This is a genomic window from Liquorilactobacillus sp., from assembly GCF_047719775.1.
In the GTDB taxonomy this organism is placed as follows: domain Bacteria; phylum Bacillota; class Bacilli; order Lactobacillales; family Lactobacillaceae; genus Liquorilactobacillus.
The window spans coordinates 42,559-61,243 of sequence record NZ_JBDNTS010000002.1; the positions used below are offsets into that span (position 1 = coordinate 42,559).

Consider the following 18,685-nt stretch of genomic DNA (forward strand, 5'->3'; position numbering starts at 1 on the left):
GCTTCATTGTAGGTGAGACACGTTCATCCTGAATAAACAAATGGAGCCAAATCAAAATTAAATTTTTTGACTCAACTCCTCAATGACTACTTTGCAATAACTTAATAAACATGTACTCGGCCTACTTGTTTTTCAACAATTTTGGTGTCCGGCATACTAATTATAATTCTGCCCCTATTTCTTGCTTTGGTCCAATTATCGACCACATATTCAACCTCAGTCAATGGAAAAACATTCACTGAAAATGTCTCGGCAATATTCCAATCCGTCAACAATCGCTGCCATATCTCCTTTTTTTCTTCAAGTGTGATATTTACTGAATCGATCCCAATTAATCGGACACCACGTAAGATAAAGGGAAGTATATTAGTTTCTAATTTGTTACCAGCAATGTTTCCACATGCTGTAACTACTCCTTTATAACTAACCCAAGGTAATACAGCTTCCAACACTGTTCCTCCCACGCAATCAATTACATAATCGAATTTTTGCTGTGCAATCAATTTTTTAGTTGCAAGTTCCTCTTGTAAATACACGTGTTGAAACTCTTTGCGATAACTATCTTGCTGTTCTTTGTTCCTGACAAAAACTGAAATATTTTTCATTTTCAATTTTTTTAAAAGAGCAATAACGATACCTCCCACTCCGCCAGTAATACCTGTAACAAGTACTTTAGAATCAATTTTTGCCCCTTCTGCAATAATTTCGTGCACAGAAAGTGCAGCCGTCAATCCCGCGGTCCCCAGTGACATAATATATTTCAATGATACATCTTGGCCTAGTTTTATCAGCCATTCTGCAGGAACCCTTGCATACTCAGATAAGCCCCCCGTATGTGAGACGCCCACATTGTAACCCGTGCACAATACCTTATCCCCTATTAAAAACCGAGAATCGCCCGTCTCAATAACTGTACCGCCAAAATCCACCCCTGGAACCATGGGATACTTTCGGATTACTCCTGCGTTATTCTGAAAGGCCAGCACATCTTTATAATTTAACGAAGAATACGCAATCTTCACAATTACATTCCCTTCAGATAAGTCAGAAAGGGTAATATTTCGCAGTTCTTGCTGCACCTCTTGCATGTTCTCGCTCTTATCAACCACTATTGCTTTAAATAACTTATCTTCCATTATTCAAATCCCTTCTGCAATAATTTCTGCTTTATACTTGAATAGTTCTTGTAATCTGCTTCTTTAATTCTGGTATTACATCTGTTAAGAACCAAGGATTTTTCGTTAGCCAAATATTGTTACGTGGTGATGGATGGACGATAGGAAAATATTCAGGTAAGTATTCCATAAAATGTTGAACTGTACTTGTTATTGTTGTTTTGGGTGTTAAATTCAAATAATATCGCTGGGCATAGGCACCTATTAGAACTGTGAGTTGAATATTCGGCATTTGTGCCAATAATTTTGGATGCCATTTTGCTGCAATTCCCTTTCTGGGTGGCTTATCACCTGATTTTGCCTTTCCAGGATAATAGAAGTCCATGGGAATAACCGCAATTTCTCCAGAATCATAAAATGTTGCTTTATCAATTCCTAGCCATTCACGTAATCGATCACCAGAAGCATCATTCCACATAATACCGGAGTCCTGTACTTTCTTTCCCGGAGCTTGTCCAATAATCAATACTTTAGCCGTTTTAGGTGCTGAAAAGACAGGATATAGTCTCGCAGCGGTATAATTCTTGTTCTGCTCATCGTTCACAATATCATCATAAATACTCATTATTATTCCCCCGTTCAAGTAGACTTTATATGTTCAATTATACAACAGAATACTAAATAATTTATACGATTCCCTTTATCATCGCAGTTCTCTATCCTATTGTGTTGCTTTCTTATAGGAACTTTGAAAGTATAGTATAATATAATGTGCTATCATTTTTTACTGCAACCGGTGAGAAATAAAAAAGCACTCATGAACCGCTATATGTATAAAGATTAGGAGACTCTAATACATATAAAGAAGTGATTTATCCCAAAATACATTTTTTTAAGGAGCTGTTATCTAACTGCTTTGATATAGCAGTTTAATTTATGGAAAAAGAAGATCAAAAAAAGTTTTACAAACACGCACCATTTTCAAATGTGCATTTAAGAATTTATTTAGCAATTATCCTAGGTCAATTCACTAGCGGCTATACTATTCAAATTAGTGGTACGGCAATTTCCGCTGCACAAAAATATTTACCGATTTCTAGTCTATGGGTTGGTTTGATTGGTTCTGGAACATTAATTGGTCTTGCAGGCAGTCTCTTTGTAGGAAAAATATCTGACAATATTGGTAGGAAACAATTGTTACTAATTAATATGTATGTCTTGACTGGAGTTTCATTATGCCAGCTTTTTACTTCAAATCTCTGGTTAACATTTATCTTTAGAATAGCTGTTGGCTTAATGATTGCTATTGATTACACGGTTGGGAATGCTTTGCTTATTGAATGGTTACCGTTTAAAGAAAGCGGAAAAATGCAAAGTCATTTAGTAATCTATTGGACATTAGGATTCATTTTAGCTTCTTTCTCCAATTCATTCATTACCGGATTTGGGGAATCGACTTGGAAAATCCTCATGGTTTCACCTGCTTTATTTGGAATAATCACTGCAGTCTTTCGTTCATTTGCCAGACTGCCCGCATCCCCTAGTTGGTTAGTCAATCAGGGTAAACCAAAAAGAGCTCAAAGAGTCATTCAAAAACACTTGGGTACTAAGTGGGGAATCTCAAAAAAACAAAAGATACATGCCGCAAAGGTCACTGCATCTTCTGCTAACTTCTCATGGACAATTCTTTTTTCAAAGAAATACATTAGATATACTTTAGTCGGTGGTGTATTTTACGCTTCTCAAGCATTTTCTTTTTTTGGAATCAGTATTTTTTTGCCTATCTTAGTTTCTAAAATGGGAATATCCAATACGAGTTTAGTAGGTTACTTGTATAACGGATGTATGTTTTTAGGTATTATTTTCGGAATAAGAATCTTTGGTACTTTTAGCCGCAGACATTTTCTAGTCGGTGACTTTCTGCTTTCTGCAATCTGCTTGCTAATACTAGCCCTGTGGAGTTCCATCCCTAAAGAGCTGGCACTACTTACTTTTTCCTTGTTCTCACTCACTTTATCAGCTGGATTGGTAATGGATTACCCTTACACATCCGAACTATTTGATTCAAATATTCGAGGAACTGGTGTAGGAATGGTTGTGACTATCAGCAGAATCGGAGCTGCTGCGGGTACTGTTTTACTCCCCGTCATCACAAGTTCATTAAACGTTCAATTCTCAATGTTAACTTGCGGACTAATTCTTCTTTTCGCTGGGATATTTTGTTTCATTTTTGCTCCAGAAACATCAATCAAGTACAAGAAAAGTTAAGGCGATTGCCTTAGATTGCAATAAAATTCAAAAATGGCTGCAAGCCTTGATTTATATAATATATTTATATAAAATCAGTTAAAATATCAAAGTGCATACTTTCTTTGTTTTATTAATAATTTAACTTTGACCTAACTATACTTTGGGGAACAAAAGAAAGTACGACAGCAACTATAATCAACCAAATTATATCGTTCAAGCTTTGCAGTGTTACAGCACCTGTTGCCATTTGTCGAATTAAATCTACTGCATGTGTCAGTGGTGATAACCAACCGACATTTCTCAACCAAGGTGAAACAGATCCTAAAGGAAAAAAGGTGTTTGAGAACATGTACATTGGTTGAATGATTAACATACTGAAATAGTTAAGGTAGTCTCTCGTAGGTGCTAATAAAGTAAATGTCAATCCTAAAAAACCAAATAAGGTACCTGTAATAAATAGAATAACTGGAATAAACACTACCATCCAACTTTGTAAGATTCCCATAAATAGGGTTACTAATAAAAATAAGGTACCAAATATTGTACTCCGAACCCCTGCCCATAAAGCCTGGCCTACAATAATTTCTTCTAAATTAATTGGACTCGTACTCATCTCATAATAAGTCTTGTCCAGATACATCTGGATATAAGCATTAGTTACACTTTCTGCATTAGCGGCATTCATACCGGTCGCCGCTACTAGTCCAAGTGAAACAAAGTTTAAATAAGGCATTCCTCCTATATGTCCAACAAAATGTCCAATCCCTAATCCCATTGCTGCTAAATATAAAATTGGATCAAACAAATTCGGGAAAATCGAGATTTTAATTAACTTTTTGAAGCTCATCCAATTACGTTGAATAACATGCCAAATACCATTAACTGAGAGTTTGTTCAATTTCTTCATGCTCCTTCGTATATCCAGTTAGTCCTAGATAAGTTTCTTCGATATTTCCATATCCTTGTTGTGCAGGTAACAATTTCGTTGGTCCACTAACAATTTTTTCTCCATGATTAATAATCATTACGTCATCAGCCAAACGTTCAATCTCCTCACCATAGTGCGATGTAATTAGTATTGATACGCCCTTTTCCTTCAATTGCTCTAATTTGTTCCAAAAAACATGTCTCGATTGAATATCCAATCCAGTCGTTGGTTCATCAAGAATAATTAATTCTGGATTATTGACTAAAGCGCGTGCTAGCACCAATCGTCTTCTCATTCCACCTGATAATTCATAAATTTCTTTTTTTTGATAATTTAAGAGACCTACAAATTTTAGTAGTCTTTCCGCTTTTTTCTTAGCTAATTTCCATGGAATATCAAATAAAATGGCATGCGCTACCATATTCTCCATTACATTCAGCGATGTATCCAGCAAGTCATCTTGCATAACTACCCCAATATGGCGCTTAGCCTCTCGTGGATTAGTTTCAACATCAATTCCTTTTATCTCAACATGTCCAGTTGTGATAGCAGTTGTTGCATATATCATTTTCAATGTTGTTGATTTTCCAGCACCATTTGGCCCAAGAATAGCCAATGATTTACCCTTTTTTAACTGTATTGAAATATTTTTTACTGCAAAGAAGGTACCATACTGTTTCACTAGGTTATCAGCAGTCAAAACTATCTCTTCAAAATTCACCATATTTTCCACACTCCTTAAATTACTTTTTAATAGACCAAGTTAAAAATCATTAACTGTCTTCAATTAAGATATCTTTGTATTTCAACAGCTTTTAGTATATACTTTGGTTACTTAGACGGTGATCGAAGTATGGAATTAAAAAAATATATACTTGTGGAGAACAAAAAATGAATGAATTCCCTGATATTACAATAATTGCTAAGGCACTCTCCAATTCATCAAAAATGAAGATTCTTGATGAATTGATGGACTATAAGGGGCATACAGCAACAGAGCTTGCTCGAGCCAGCCAAATAACACCACAAACTGTAACCCATCATCTAAATGAATTTCTTAATAATAATTGGATTAGAATGGAGAAATCAGGTCGCTTTCATTATTTTTTCCTAACTAATACTGATGTTGCTCAATTATTAGAACAACTTAGCCCAATTTCGCCACAAAAAAGAGCACGCTCACTGCAGCGCACTCTTGATCTTGAAAAGGATGAATTGTTTCGTACCTGTTACGACCATATGGCTGGTCATATTGGAGTACTCATTGCTCAATCTCTTGTCACAAAAAAATATTTAGATTCAGAATTTCATCCCACTGAACTTGGGATAACTTTCTTAAAAGATGCTCTTAACATTGATACTCAAAATCTGCATAACTTAAAAAGACAATTCACGACACAGTGTTTAGATTGGAGTGAGCGTCAACATCACGTTGGTGGCGCACTTGGTCATGCTCTATTTCTATCATTTGCAAAAAATAAATTTGTTGTATCACATAAAAGTATAAAACGTGCTTTAGTTGTAACCTCGACTGGGGATGCTTTTTTACAAGAAAAATTGAATATAAAGTTATAAATGCTGTCCTTGTATTCGAAAAAGCTTTTCAAAATCTAGTGATCCACGAAAATGATTTAAAATATTACTTATGCTCTATTCGCCCATAAGATAGTGATTTTAATCAATTCGATCACTATCCTGAGGTGTTAGAAAACCCAGTACAATTAGTTCTACAAAGGTAATCGTGATGCCAATCAGTGGATATATATAGATTCCAAGCGCAATTACACAAACAGAAATGGGGAAGAAAATTGATTTAAGGAATCTGAATGGCCGCATTTCTTCAATTTTCCTGCTAACTGCTGTGTTACGGTGTTCTTTTGTATTCTTAATTGAATTTGATAACCAAAGATAAGACACACTCCAAAAAGTGAAGATAATCAGATACAAGTACTCTGGCCCAGAGTACTGTGGGAACTTTCCTACCCACCCAGTCGCAACTGGTAACAAGGACATACTAAAAAGCCATAAATTATTGACCCAATAAACCTTTTTCGATATTCTATTAGCTAAGGTAAACATGTAGTGATGGTTGTACCAAGCAACCCCGATAAAAATAAAGCTTACAATATAAGCAAAGAAGTAGGGGATTTGTTTGATTATTTCCTCCCAGCGAGCCGACTCTGGGGTCTTAAATTCAAGAACCATAATAGTAAGGATAATAGCTACAACCGCATCAGTATATGCTTCAACTCGATCTTTCTTCATTTTCTTCCCTTTCCTTATCAAAAATCTTTCGGTACAAATTTAGTGTCCTTCAACAATTCCCTGAAAAATATTCTTTGTAGAGCGCAACAGCCTATTTAAAATTAAAACTCCAAAAAATACCTCATTTAAAACCACTATTATTATAATAAATCAAAAGCTCTTTTACTACTTAAACACTTATTCTAAAATACATTTTGCCACCAGCGTACCATTCATAATTGACTCGCCCATTCGTTAAAATCAGGCACAACAAAAGGCAGTACAAAGTCGGGGGAAATTTGAGTACTAACTCGAAATTACGAACATAGCAGGCACTTTGCTATGAGTAATTCGAAGTTAGACGGAGAATTTTGACTTATGAAACACGTTTATACGGAATAAATAGAGAAACTGAATCAAAATTTAACTTTTGACCCAGCCCCAACAAAAAACTTAGAAAGTCGTTAAACAATCTAAGCCCATCTTTTCTATCCTATAAAATTATCTTAATCGAGAAAAAACTGAATCATAAGTTATATTTTAATTTCTTTGATTAATCCAAGCAGTCGCTAAATCCATGGCAGCACGAGCAGCCTTAGTCTGATCCAAAGTATTTAGCATAACAAAGTCATGAATCATCGCTTGAAAACGGACTTGAGTAACTGCTACACCAGCATTACGTAATTTTTTTGCATATGCTTCACCTTCATCACGTAAAACATCAGCTTCATCGGTTAGAATCAATGCCTCTGGCAATCCGTGCAGGTCTTCAAGTGAAGCTCTAAGTGGTGATGCTGTAATTTCAGCGCGTTGCTTAGGATCGCGAGTATACTGATCCCAGAACCAGACCATTCCTTCCTTGGTTAAATAATAATTATCATCAAATTCTGCATACGATTGTGTGTCCAAACCTGCATCAGTCACAGGATAAAATAACAGTTGTTGTTGAATTGGCTGACCAACACGTTGTTTTGTCAGAATTGTCATGACTGTTGCCATATTTCCGCCTACGGAATCACCGGCAACGGTCAAGCGGTTAAGATCGAACTTCTTTTCAGTTTGAAGTGCTGCTAATTGTTGAAGAACGCTATAATTCTGCTCAATAGCAGTTGGATACTGTGCTTCAGGTGAGCGTGAATATTCTGGGAATATGACAACTGAATTAGTCCGAACTGCTAACTCACGAATTAGCTTATCATGTGTTTGCGCACTGCCAAAGACCCATCCTGCACCATGAATATAGAAGATTACGGGCAAGACTGCTTGTTCTCCAACCGGACGTACAAAGCGCACGTTGATGTTTCCCCATTTACCAGTTTCAAATTCTATGTCTTCAATATCTGCTGGCTGCTTCTTAATCGTTGTTGCTTGGACCTCTTCCAATAAATTACGACCAGCTTGTGGCGCTAACTCATAGATTCGAGGATGACCCGCATTCGCATCACTAAAATCAATTGCTGCTTGTTCTAAAGAAATTCGATTAGTCATAAATAAAATCCTCCTAGATGTTTAGTTGTCTGGAACACCTTTTATATTACTTGTGCACAATTGATTTGTCAACAATTAAATTTCAAACAAGCAATTTGAAAAAAAAATAAAAAGGAGATATATTGGTTATAGCTACTAGGAGGAAAAAAATATGTCAAATTCAAGCAATGAATTATTACCTTTAAATGAACACCTGTGCTTCTTGTTCTACGCAACTTCCAGAGCAATTCAGCGAGGATATCATCAAACTCTAGCAGAACAAGGTTTAACTTACCCACAATACCTAGTTCTAGTAATTTTATATGAACATCGCCAGCTCACAATAAAAGAAATCGGCACCTACTTAGCTTTAGACAGCGGAACAGTTACTCCTTTAATTAAAAGAATGACCACTGCTGGATTATTAAGAAAACAGCGCGATAAGGATGATGAACGAATTGTCTATGTCGCGATAACACCCCAAGGACAAGAAAAAAGAATTGCAATGCAAACACTGCCTGATGTGTTATTAGATCATAGCCAATTATCCTCGACCGAATGGCAGCAGTTATCGCAATTGACAAACAAGCTATGGCACAATTTGCAACAAGCCGATTCTGAGCATAAAAACTAAAAAGAGGTTGTGCCATCATTATTAAAATTTGGCATAACCTCTTTAATTATTACTATCAATATACTCCATAAGTCAAAACTTAATTTTTGACCCAGGTTAATAACTTTGTGCTATTATTCTAATTTTACAGACTTATATCATCTTTGTTTCTCTTTAAATTAAATCTGCTAAACCTATTCGCTCTAAAAATGCTGCGCGGTTAGCATCTGCCACGTCAGAAACTTTTTCAGAGCCATCATCAGCAGGATCAACATGAACCCGATAAGGCCGTTGTCCAGCGGGAGTCGAGACAATCTTGACAACTTCATCAGCCACTAACTGCGCAGAGCTGCCACTTGGTGCCAATTGCGCTAACTTTTCGCCTACCTGCTGCATTAAGTTAGGGTATTTACTGTCATATTCGGCTGCTACAGCATCGTCTGCTGGGTGTCCAGCATGCTGAAAATGATTGGTCCCTGAGGTAAATGAACCTGGAACAATAATTGAAGTCTCAACACCAAACCGCTTTAATTCAGCTGCATAAGAGACAGCTAAGGCATCCATCCCAGCTTTGGCGGCAAAATAAGGTGCTAGGTAAGGTGGAGTTCCGCCTTTAACACTTGAGCTTGAAACCCAGAGAACTAAACCATGCTGTTGTTTACGCAACAATGGCAATACAATCCGATTCACTCGTTGCGTTGAAATAACATTGATATCATACAATTCAGCTACTTGTGCCGGCGTAAAAGCCTCGGCTGGGCCTACCACCATATGACCAGCATTGTGCATAATAACGTCCAACTGCCCTTGTTCAGCAATAACTTGATCAACCGCTGCTTGAATAGAAGTCTCGCTATTGACATCTAACTCAATTGGCAAAAGCTGAACTTGATTGGTTTGCGCAAACTCTTGTGCAGCTAATACTTGTGGACGATTGCGCTGCGTGGTTTCACGCATTCCTGCATAAACTATGTTGCCAGCTAGTGCTAAGCTTCGAGCGCTCAAAGCTCCAAAGCCGCTGGAGGCACCTGTAATAATAATAACCTGTTTCATTTTTTATTCTCCTTATTGCTCAAATTCGATTTTGATTTTAGGACTAATTAAGTGCCATAAGTTCTCTTGCCGTACTTTTATCTTGGCATCTAGCCATAATTCCTTATGTCGTGGATCATAGAACAAGCTAAAAGCATCCAAAATAGCTTGTGCCACTGCCAAATTCCTAGTGCTTGGTTCTTCAATTTTAAAAATTGTCAAAATTTGTTCTCTTAAATTTTCAAGATGCTCTACCTCTAATTCCGGATAGCTTTGAACCATATCAGTATATAAGCGGAAAATAGCGGGATGTTGCTGGTAGGTATCTTGCTTGGTATGTGTAAGCGTCATTAGCCAAATATGCAATTTTTCGACTGGATTAACTGCCGAAGCAGCAGTCACTTCAGCTAAGTTAGCTTCAGTCCCAAACAACCAATACTTAGCTAAGGAAAACCAAAGATCATCCTTGTTTTTGAAGTGGCGGTACAAAGCCACATGGGTAATCCCAAGGTGACTAGCAATTTCATTTAACGATATCTTGACTGTATTTTGCTCAAATATTAAGGCTTGAGCTGCAGCTAGAATTTCGACTTTACGATTATCTGTACTTTTGTCTGCCACTATTTTCCCACCCGAGTCAAAACAACAGTTAAATCATTGGGACGACTAGTGTGAACCGCTTGGATTCCATGTGCTGTAGCACTAACAGTTTGTCGCTCGTTAACCGCTTTTCGATAAGCATTAAAGAAACTAATGGAAGACCAGTTCATTCCTTGTTCAAAGCCTTCAAATACCTCATCCCACGCAGGATTATTATCTTCATAACAATTAATCGTGATTGAGACCACCTCACCATGCTGTAAATCCATACTAATCTTAATTGGTCCGCTGCTTACTAACACACTTTCTCCCTCTGAAGGTGTCTCTAACGGCAACTGATATTGTTGTGACACTCGTTGATTAAAGTTGTGTTGAATCGTTTGATAATCGGCAATTGTTTTTTCCATAGCTCCTCCTTAAATAAATCCACCATTTACTCGTATGGTCTGACCACTAATCCACTTTGCACTCGGTGAAACGAGCAACGCGACTGCTTCTGCAATATCGGTTGGTTTTCCTAGACGATTGAAGGCATTTAATGAAGCCAATTGGTCAATCTGTTCTTGTGATTTACCATTTAAAAACAGATCCGTTCCGGTCGGGCCAGGAGCAATCGCATTAATATTAATTTTACGCTGTCCGAATTCTTTAGCAAGCTGACGTGTAAATTGTTCAACTGCACCCTTAGTTCCCGCATAAACACTATAGGTAGGGAACATCTGTCCATTTACTGATGTTGAAAGGTTAACAATTGCCCCATTATCAGCTAACTTTTTAAATGCATTTTGCAACATAAAGTATGTTCCTTTTACATTGACTTGGAACTGGCTGTCAAAGACTTCTTCTGTTACCTCACTGATTGGTTGGGTAATCATCAATCCAGCATTATTAACTAATACATCTACATGACCAAACTTGGCGATTGCTTGCTCAAAAAGCTCCGTGGTATCTGAAACTTTGCTAATATTAGCTTGAACAGCTAAAGCTTTTTGACCTAAGTGTTCAATTTCTTGTACCACCTGATCTGCTGCCTTACTATTAGAATTATAATTAACTACTAAATCATAGCCTACTGTGGCTAACTTCAAAGCGATTTCACGACCTATTCCTCGTGAAGCGCCTGTTACGATTGCTACTTTTGTCATATTTTTCTCCTTTGTTACTTTTGTTTTTATTTTGTAACTTTGTACAATTAGTAGTATAATACATCGTGTTACAAAGTCAACAAAAAAGTAACTAAAAATTCAAGGAGGCTTTTATTATGAATATCGGATTTATCGGCAGTGGTCACGTAGGTCAAGCATTAGCTAGCCTATTTGCACAGGCAGGACACTCGATTATCTTGTCTAATCGCCATGGTGTTACCAGTTTGCAGGACGTAATTGCGAGATTAGGAAATTCCAATATTAAGGCTGGTACTATTGAAGATGCAGCAGCGCAAGAAATTGTTGTTCTAGCATTCCCCTTTAATACACTTTCGCAGGTGCAGCCTGAGTTATTAGAAGGAAAATTAGTGATTGATGCAACTAATTATTTCCCAAAACGTGATGGTGATTTACCAAAGTTCATTGATCACAAGATTGCCACTTCACAATATGTTGCTAACTACTTTACAGGTAGTCGTGTGGTCAAGGCTTTCAATTCATTTGGTGTCGTTGATCTCCCTCAATTATCAGCTCTACCAGCAGCTAAAAAAATTGCCTTGCCAATTGCTGGTGCAGCGAACGACAAGACCATTGTCAAGGATTTAATTACCGCTATCGGCTTTGTTCCTTATGATGCTGGTGAACTGAAAGACAGTTTCAAAATCCAGGCTGATTCAAATATCTTTGGTTTTGAGGGAACTCGCCCAGAACTAATCGCTAAATTAAAAGGATAGAGGCTTAAAATGGCTAAAGAAAGTATCTATTTAATTCATGGTTATGCGGCTAATCCTGAGAAGCATTGGTTTCCTTGGTTAGGAGAAAAAGTTAAGTCTGAATTGGATTTATCCATTACAAGTTTAACAATGCCTGACTCCTTAGACCCTAAAAAAAGTGAATGGGACAAGACTTGTGAGCGCAACATTACTTCCACAGAATCGCTAACTCTAATTGGGCATAGTCTTGGTTGTATTACCGCCTTGCGTTTTTTAGACCAACATGACATCAATAATGTTAATTTACTATTGGTTTCCGGCTTTGATGAACCAGTCTATCCATTACCACAATTAGACGAATTTACGCAACAACCGCTAAATTACCAAAAATTACGCGCTAAAATAAATCAGGCTACCGTTATTTCGGCACAAGACGACGATATCGTTCCTTATCCATATGCCGAAACTCTAGCAAGACATTTGCAAAGTAAATTTGTTTTATTGCCTCATGGTAAACACTTCATTGATCGTGATCATATTACTCAGCTCCCCGTTGCTTATCAGGAACTGAAAAATTTGTTGGTATCTCGCTAGGATTAAAGTCATAGAAATAAGTTTAATCAATATAACCAAATCAAAAATGGATTGATATTTTCTGTATTCAGAAAGTAACAATCTATTTTTTATACTCTTAAAAATTCTAGGCCAAATAGCAAGCTCACATTAGGTATTAAAATTACCAAGTTTAAAGATGCTTATGCCATTGGGGAACCGCTAGGACCAATATTTGCCCTAATCTTTATGATTCTTATTCATGCAATAAATCATCTTACATAACTTACCCCAATGTGACACTTAGAGTCTCTCGTAGAACAATTTTTTTTATCTCAACATGCCAAATGTAATTAGCAGTTATTGCGTATATTATTTTAAATATTGTTGCTTTTCCAGCAAACTTTAGTCCAAAAAATAACCAAGATTCTTCCTTCTTTAATTGTGTTGAAATTTTTTTCAATACTAAGAAATTACCATAATAGGCTCTCTAAGACACCTTATTATTTTTTTATCTTATTCATATTTATAAAATCAGTTTGTTCAATTGGAATTTCCTTCACAATTTTCGGATTCCAAAGCAAAAGCTGATTCTCAATACCAACTTCACACGCTGCAGAAAGTGTAATAATATTATATCCAACTGCATCACTGACATAATGTATCTTATGGTTACGACAATCAATATGATAGGCCGTCGATTCTGCAACACCATTTAATATGCTTTCCGTCGCATAGGTAGTTGCGAAGTGAATATGGCCTGCAAAGATTCCTTTGACATTTCCATTTCTGCACACTTCCAACAGTTCGTTACCATTTTGTAAAACACTAAAGCGCATGTAATGTAATGATGCACCTGCTATCGGATGATGCATAAAGATCAACGCAGGTCTTTCCTGATTTTCGAGCAAGCTTTCTTTTAGCCACTTCAGTTGCTTCTCATCGAGATATCCTTGTTCGATATTTCCAAATGTAGTATCTAGAAAATAACTATCCACACCGGAAAAGGTTTTCTTATAATAATATTTATCTTGTGGTTCTTTCTGTAAAAAGCCTTCATAAAAAGCCTCGGTTCTATCATGGTTACCTAATAAAACTTGGATTGGGATTCCAAGTTGACGTTCTTTTTCTTCTAGGATTTTCTTCAGTTGGATATAATCGCTAGCAACTCCTTCATGAATGAGATCGCCTGTCAAAACAATAAATTCCGGTTTAACAGCTATCTTTTTTATATCATCAAATACCATATCTAATTTAACATGTGGATTTAACTGCTGATTAAAAGACGGCTGCTTACCCGCAGGATTCAAGTGTATATCCGAAATTTGTACAATTGTTATATCATTCATTTTAAACTTCCTTTTCATTTTTCAAGATTATTTTTATTCTCATAGTCAAACAATAAAACTTTCTCTGCAGCAAACGAAAAATAAACATTGTCACCACTAGTAAAATCATTATTGGTGATAATTGCTTTGATAGATTGACCGTCTTTTATACTCAGTGTCAATTGCTGGTAACGCCCATAATCAACAATAGTTTCAATCTGCGCAGGTAAATCCAATAAATCTGTCCGTTTTCTCTTCACAACTACATGTTCTGGTCTAATCCCTAAACAAAGCTGATTACTTGCTAAATTCAAGCTTTCCAACCGTTCAGTATTGGAAAACACAATCTTTTCATTGAAAAGAAGCTCTCCATGATTACAGGTAACTTCTAATGTATTAATTTTTGGAGTACCAATAAATTGTGCGACGAAAAGATTTGTTGGATGATTATAAATATTATCTGGGGTATCTATCATCTGAATAATCCCGTCATTGATAATTGCAATTCGATCTCCCAGAGCCATGGCCTCTAACTGATCATGGGTCACATAAACAATTGTCTGATGGTTTTTTTCATGCAGCGACTGAATTTCATCACGTGCCTTTTCACGTAACTGTACATCAATATTCGAAAGAGGTTCATCCAAAAGAAATATCTTACTTTGCTTAACCATTCCTCTTCCAAGTGCCACTCGCTGCTTCTGCCCTCCAGAAAGTTGTCCAGGTAGACGATCACGATATGCGGTTAAATTAAGTGTTTCAAGAATTGCTTCCAGCCGTTTTTGTCGTTCTTCTTTTTTAACTTTGTGCACTTTTAATGAGTATTCCAAATTTTGATAGACCGTCATATTGGGATACAATGCATAGTCTTGAAAAACCATCGCAATGTTGCGCTCAAAGCTTGAGATTTTTTCTGAATTTCGACCATCTATTAGAATTTCCCCAGTACTTGGAGCTTCTAACCCTGCAATCATCCGCAAAGTAGTCGACTTACCACAACCTGATGGACCTAGCATTACTAGAAACTCCCCCTCTTTAACTTGTAAATTCATTTTACGTATTATATTAGTTTTTTTATAATTTTTCGTAACATCATTTAATTCTAAAATTACTTTATTACTCATAATTAACCACCTTATTTTAATCCTGAACTGCTAATACTATTTAAAATATAGCGTTGAAAAATCAAATAAATCAGCAATGGCACAATAATCATAATAGTTGATAATGCCATAGCTAGAGGAAAATTGGTTCCCCCCTCGCTAGAAATATAGTTTTGTAATGCTAATGGCAATGTAAAACTATTCTTGTCTTTCAAAATTAATGTTGGCCAAACATACTCATTCCAAGAATTAATAAAGAAAATCGCTCCTATACTGATAATATTCGGTCGTAAAATAGGAACCACAATGTCCTTCAAAATCTTGTATGATGGAATATCATCAATTCGCACACTCTCTATCAAACTATTCGGAATTTTATCCATTGCTTTGAGAAAGAGCATAATACCTGTGGCATCACAAAGTTGCGGCAGAGCCACCCCTAGAGCTGTGTTCAATAGATTAAGCTTAGAAATCACTAAAAAGTTTGGAATCATTACTACTGTAAACGGAACAAAAATCGTGGAAATGAAAGCAAAGTAAAAAAATTTTTTGCCTTTGAATGAAAAATATTTAAATGCATATGCTGCTAATAAACCAGTAATAATTTTTCCCAATGTTACAATTGTTGCCATAAAAAATGTATTCCAAACTATTCTAAAAAGGTTGATTTGTTTATCCAAAGTCAAATAGTTGCTGAAAGTTGGATGTGTCGGAATAAGTTGCAGCATAGAATGATAAGAATCCTGCAGTGTCTTGAAAGAATTAGAAATCATGAAGAGTACTGGCAGTAGTAAAGTCAAACAGATTACTATCAATAGAAAATGCCAACCACTTTCTCTGAATTTATTCATATCTGTTCGTTCTCCCTTCAACAAATTTTATCTCCAAATAAAGGAGCACCAAAAAGATAACAAATGTAACTATGGCTAATGCCGATGCATTCCCTGTTTTGTAAAGAACAAAAGCATTCAAATAGGTGTGGTACAAAGCATTAGATGATCCGTAATATGGTCCACCTTGAGTAATTACACTAATTGGTGTAAAGACATATTGCAATCCTTGTACAATCGTCAAAATCAGAACATAAAAAGCAATACTTTTATTCAATGGAAGAACAATATCCCAAATCATTCTCCACTTGGGGATGCTATCCATCTTAGTCGCATCAATGATATTTTGTGGTACACTTCCAAGCCCTGTCAGCAGTAAGACAAAATTATAACCAAAAACTTTCCAATTAGTTATCAAACAAATTACTACAACAGCCATTGCTCCTGAATTAGTCCAGTTGGGTAAGGTAAGTCCTAGTCCCCGCATAAAAAAAGCAACCGGTCCCGAGACGGGATTCATAATCCAAGAAAAAAGCATTGCTCCCACTACCAATGAAAATAAACTAGGAATAAAAAAAATTATTTTATAAGCAGTTTGCATTTTACTAATGAAAAATTTAACTATTATTGAAATAAAATATGGAACTAAAAAATTTAAAAAGAGTAATAACAGAATATAGAAAACTGTATTTAAAAGAATCTTGCGATTGACTGGATCCGTAAAAATACTGAAATAATTTTCTAACCCAACAAAATCTTTTGTCGGTGCAATTAAGTTCCAATTAAAAAAGCTGAGATAGAACGTATATATTATCGGGGCTATAATAAAAACCAACAGTATGAGCGCTGTTGGAAAAAGATAAGCAATTGTTAAAGTCTTATTTTTTTTATTTCTGTTGTTCATTGATCTTCTCCTGTGCATTTTTCAATGTTGCTTGCACATTGCTTCCAGATAAAATCTTGTCACGTGCATCAATCATTGTCTGTTCTGCCTGTAAACCATTCTTAGCGAATGATGTCCATGCAACTGCTGTTTTAATTTGGCTAGCAGCGGGTTTCAACATTGGATTTTTACTTAGATAATTTTTAAATGTTTGTGAACTTAACGCACTTTGAGTAGGTGGAAGATAACCGGTTCCTTTACTCCAAGTTACCAGAGAACTATTTTTATACAGATACTTTTCAAAAGTCCAAGCTGCTTTTTGTTTTTCCGTACTCTGTGCAGTAATAGCAAGCATTGATCCTCCGACTGGAACAGTTGCCTTATGTCCTTTAAAGTGAGGCGAGGTAATTGCTTCTACATCAAAATTAGCACTTTGTTTAATATGAGATGCCTGCGCAACAGTAGTATACGCAATCGCAACCTTACCATTTACAAAATCATCAACCCCTTGCGCCCAAGGAGTATGTAATGCAGTCTTATCTTTGATAACCATATCTTGGTAGAATTGATAAGCTTTTACACCTGCAGCACTGGCAAATGCTGCTTTGCCATTCTTTTTGACTTTTGCTCCATTACTTAACTGTAAAGCTTGCTGTGCCCATGTATCAGCTGGTTCTTGGATATAAAGACCATAGTTTCCACTTGCTTCTTTAATTTTTTTAGCTGCCGCACTGACACCTTCCCAAGTTGAAAGACTGCTAGCTTTTATACCATATTTATCAAGCATTGTTTTGTTATAATACAAGACTGGTGTACTTAACGAATAAGGCAATCCAACCAATTTTCCTTTGCTGTCCTTAGCAAAAGACAAAGTTCGGGTAGTAAAATTCTTACTAATGAAAGTCTTACTGCCATCAAACTTACTTTGCGCATCAGTTGGTGTTAAATATTTAAAATTATCAGCAAAATAATTCATATATGCCCAACCAACTTGAACAACATCCGGTACTTTACCTGATGCTTGTGCAGATTGTAAGTTCTGCATTAGTCCCTGATACATATTAGGATTATATTTTGCTGTCACCTTTATGTATTTATGTGTTTTATTAAACTTCTTTACAAGAGCATCTACTGAGGCTCCTCCTTGAGTCTGTGCATTAACATGCCAATAGGAAATGTGAACAACCTTTTTTGAGGCTGCCTTACCACTTGAACAACCAGCAAACAAAACTGCTACCATCATTAAAACTATTATTCCAACTGTTCTCTTAAACAGAGTTAAAAACTTCAATTAAATCTCTCCCTTCATTACTAGTTAATGATAATCCTAGTTTGTATCCATTCTGTTTGAAAAAGGTAACGCGGATGTAAAAAATAAGTAAAGTACTTGTAAGTTCTCATTTGCAATCATCTTTATCTTTAATATTAGGTATACATTTACCATAAGCCTATTCTGAGAATAAAAACTACAAAGAGATCGTGCCATCATAATTGAAGTCTGGCATAACCTCTTTGTTAATTGCTACTCTATCAACATACTCTATAAGCCAAAATCTTTGCTCTAACTTTCGGAATTCGCTTTTATTCTCTATATTTTTGTTTTGCTGTTGGTTATTCTGTTTTGCCAACTCTAAGGTAAATAGGATTCTAAATCCTAATTTTTTTAATTCTGGTAGTTATGATATTTTTTCTAATATATTTTCCAAATAGGCTGTACAAAATCGAGAAAATATGAGTAATTTGAAGTTAGACGGAAAATTCTGACTTATGAAACACATTTATGCGTAATAATATATATAGACTAGATAAAAATTTAACTTTTGACCCAGCACCATAGTAGTTAAGTCTGATTGTGAACAGCGGTCCTAAAATCACTTAGATT

Annotated in this window: 20 protein-coding genes; 5 read left to right on the forward strand and 15 right to left on the reverse strand. The window is 36.0% G+C overall.

Features of this window, described 5'->3' with window-relative positions; genetic code table 11:
- Positions 1-101: 101 nt before the first annotated feature.
- A complete protein-coding gene (locus ABF682_RS01330) occupies positions 102-1,136 on the reverse strand; it encodes an acryloyl-CoA reductase (RefSeq protein ID WP_289981212.1) in 1,035 nt (344 codons plus the stop codon).
- 31 nt (positions 1,137-1,167) lie between these two features.
- Positions 1,168-1,740: a uracil-DNA glycosylase family protein gene (locus ABF682_RS01335; RefSeq protein WP_415618766.1), complete on the reverse strand. Its 573-nt coding sequence runs from the start codon at positions 1,738-1,740 to the stop codon at positions 1,168-1,170.
- Positions 1,741-2,051: 311 nt separating this feature from the next.
- On the opposite strand from ABF682_RS01335, the gene ABF682_RS01340 reads away from it, so the two are divergent.
- Positions 2,052-3,383, forward strand: coding sequence for an MFS transporter (locus ABF682_RS01340; protein ID WP_415618767.1), 1,332 nt, complete (start codon positions 2,052-2,054; stop codon positions 3,381-3,383).
- 112 nt (positions 3,384-3,495) lie between these two features.
- Here the strand turns inward: ABF682_RS01340 and ABF682_RS01345 are convergent, their stop codons facing one another.
- Positions 3,496-4,263: an ABC transporter permease gene (locus ABF682_RS01345; protein ID WP_354669258.1), complete on the reverse strand. Its 768-nt coding sequence runs from the start codon at positions 4,261-4,263 to the stop codon at positions 3,496-3,498.
- Positions 4,244-5,017 carry an ABC transporter ATP-binding protein gene (locus ABF682_RS01350; RefSeq protein ID WP_289980911.1) on the reverse strand — a complete coding sequence of 258 codons (774 nt, stop codon included), beginning with the start codon at positions 5,015-5,017 and terminating at the stop codon, positions 4,244-4,246. Before ABF682_RS01350 ends, ABF682_RS01345 begins: the two co-directional genes overlap by 20 nt.
- A gap of 167 nt (positions 5,018-5,184) precedes the next feature.
- Between ABF682_RS01350 and ABF682_RS01355 the strand changes: the two genes are divergently transcribed.
- A complete protein-coding gene (locus tag ABF682_RS01355; protein WP_289980913.1) occupies positions 5,185-5,868 on the forward strand; it encodes an ArsR/SmtB family transcription factor in 684 nt (227 codons plus the stop codon).
- 99 nt (positions 5,869-5,967) lie between these two features.
- Here ABF682_RS01355 and ABF682_RS01360 read toward each other — a convergent pair whose 3' ends face one another.
- The gene (locus ABF682_RS01360; RefSeq protein WP_289980914.1) at positions 5,968-6,558 is read right to left on the reverse strand and encodes a TMEM175 family protein; all 591 of its coding nucleotides are present in this window, start codon (positions 6,556-6,558) and stop codon (positions 5,968-5,970) included.
- A 519-nt stretch (positions 6,559-7,077) separates the two neighbouring features.
- Positions 7,078-8,025: an alpha/beta hydrolase gene (locus ABF682_RS01365; RefSeq protein ID WP_289980916.1), complete on the reverse strand. Its 948-nt coding sequence runs from the start codon at positions 8,023-8,025 to the stop codon at positions 7,078-7,080.
- A gap of 151 nt (positions 8,026-8,176) precedes the next feature.
- Here ABF682_RS01365 and ABF682_RS01370 point away from each other — a divergent pair, with 151 nt between their 5' ends.
- Entirely contained in the window at positions 8,177-8,638 is a 462-nt protein-coding gene (locus ABF682_RS01370) for a MarR family winged helix-turn-helix transcriptional regulator (RefSeq protein ID WP_289980917.1), read from the forward strand.
- Between the two features lie 153 nt (positions 8,639-8,791).
- Here ABF682_RS01370 and ABF682_RS01375 read toward each other — a convergent pair whose 3' ends face one another.
- From ABF682_RS01375 to ABF682_RS01390, 4 genes are read right to left on the reverse strand one after another with little or no spacing between them, the layout of a single operon-like run.
- Positions 8,792-9,670, reverse strand: coding sequence for an SDR family oxidoreductase (locus tag ABF682_RS01375; protein ID WP_415618768.1), 879 nt, complete (start codon positions 9,668-9,670; stop codon positions 8,792-8,794).
- 12 nt (positions 9,671-9,682) lie between these two features.
- A complete protein-coding gene (locus ABF682_RS01380) occupies positions 9,683-10,270 on the reverse strand; it encodes a TetR/AcrR family transcriptional regulator (RefSeq protein ID WP_415618769.1) in 588 nt (195 codons plus the stop codon).
- Complete coding sequence (locus ABF682_RS01385) at positions 10,270-10,656, reverse strand: hypothetical protein (protein ID WP_289980921.1); 387 nt, start codon at positions 10,654-10,656, stop codon at positions 10,270-10,272. Before ABF682_RS01385 ends, ABF682_RS01380 begins: the two co-directional genes overlap by 1 nt.
- Before the next feature lie 9 nt (positions 10,657-10,665).
- Positions 10,666-11,394, reverse strand: coding sequence for an SDR family oxidoreductase (locus tag ABF682_RS01390; RefSeq protein WP_415618770.1), 729 nt, complete (start codon positions 11,392-11,394; stop codon positions 10,666-10,668).
- 116 nt (positions 11,395-11,510) lie between these two features.
- On the opposite strand from ABF682_RS01390, the gene ABF682_RS01395 reads away from it, so the two are divergent.
- Together ABF682_RS01395 and ABF682_RS01400 are read left to right on the forward strand one after the other, a co-directional pair.
- Positions 11,511-12,128, forward strand: a complete 618-nt coding sequence (locus ABF682_RS01395; RefSeq protein WP_415618771.1) for an NADPH-dependent F420 reductase — start codon at positions 11,511-11,513, stop codon at positions 12,126-12,128.
- A gap of 9 nt (positions 12,129-12,137) precedes the next feature.
- Entirely contained in the window at positions 12,138-12,701 is a 564-nt protein-coding gene (locus tag ABF682_RS01400; RefSeq protein ID WP_415618772.1) for an RBBP9/YdeN family alpha/beta hydrolase, read from the forward strand.
- 461 nt (positions 12,702-13,162) lie between these two features.
- Here ABF682_RS01400 and ABF682_RS01405 read toward each other — a convergent pair whose 3' ends face one another.
- The 5 genes from ABF682_RS01405 to ABF682_RS01425 are packed head-to-tail and all read right to left on the reverse strand — an operon-like array spanning position 13,163 to position 18,094.
- Positions 13,163-14,008 carry a metallophosphoesterase family protein gene (locus ABF682_RS01405; RefSeq protein WP_415618773.1) on the reverse strand — a complete coding sequence of 282 codons (846 nt, stop codon included), beginning with the start codon at positions 14,006-14,008 and terminating at the stop codon, positions 13,163-13,165.
- Between the two features lie 14 nt (positions 14,009-14,022).
- Positions 14,023-15,111: an ABC transporter ATP-binding protein gene (locus tag ABF682_RS01410; RefSeq protein WP_415618774.1), complete on the reverse strand. Its 1,089-nt coding sequence runs from the start codon at positions 15,109-15,111 to the stop codon at positions 14,023-14,025.
- A gap of 11 nt (positions 15,112-15,122) precedes the next feature.
- Positions 15,123-15,941 (reverse strand): carbohydrate ABC transporter permease, encoded by an 819-nt coding sequence (locus tag ABF682_RS01415; protein WP_289980930.1) that lies wholly within the window; start codon positions 15,939-15,941, stop codon positions 15,123-15,125.
- Entirely contained in the window at positions 15,934-16,824 is an 891-nt protein-coding gene (locus tag ABF682_RS01420) for a carbohydrate ABC transporter permease (protein WP_289980931.1), read from the reverse strand. The genes ABF682_RS01415 and ABF682_RS01420 overlap by 8 nt, the downstream gene beginning before the upstream one ends.
- Positions 16,808-18,094 carry an ABC transporter substrate-binding protein gene (locus tag ABF682_RS01425; protein ID WP_289980933.1) on the reverse strand — a complete coding sequence of 429 codons (1,287 nt, stop codon included), beginning with the start codon at positions 18,092-18,094 and terminating at the stop codon, positions 16,808-16,810. The genes ABF682_RS01420 and ABF682_RS01425 overlap by 17 nt, the downstream gene beginning before the upstream one ends.
- Between the last annotated feature and the right edge of the window lie 591 nt (positions 18,095-18,685).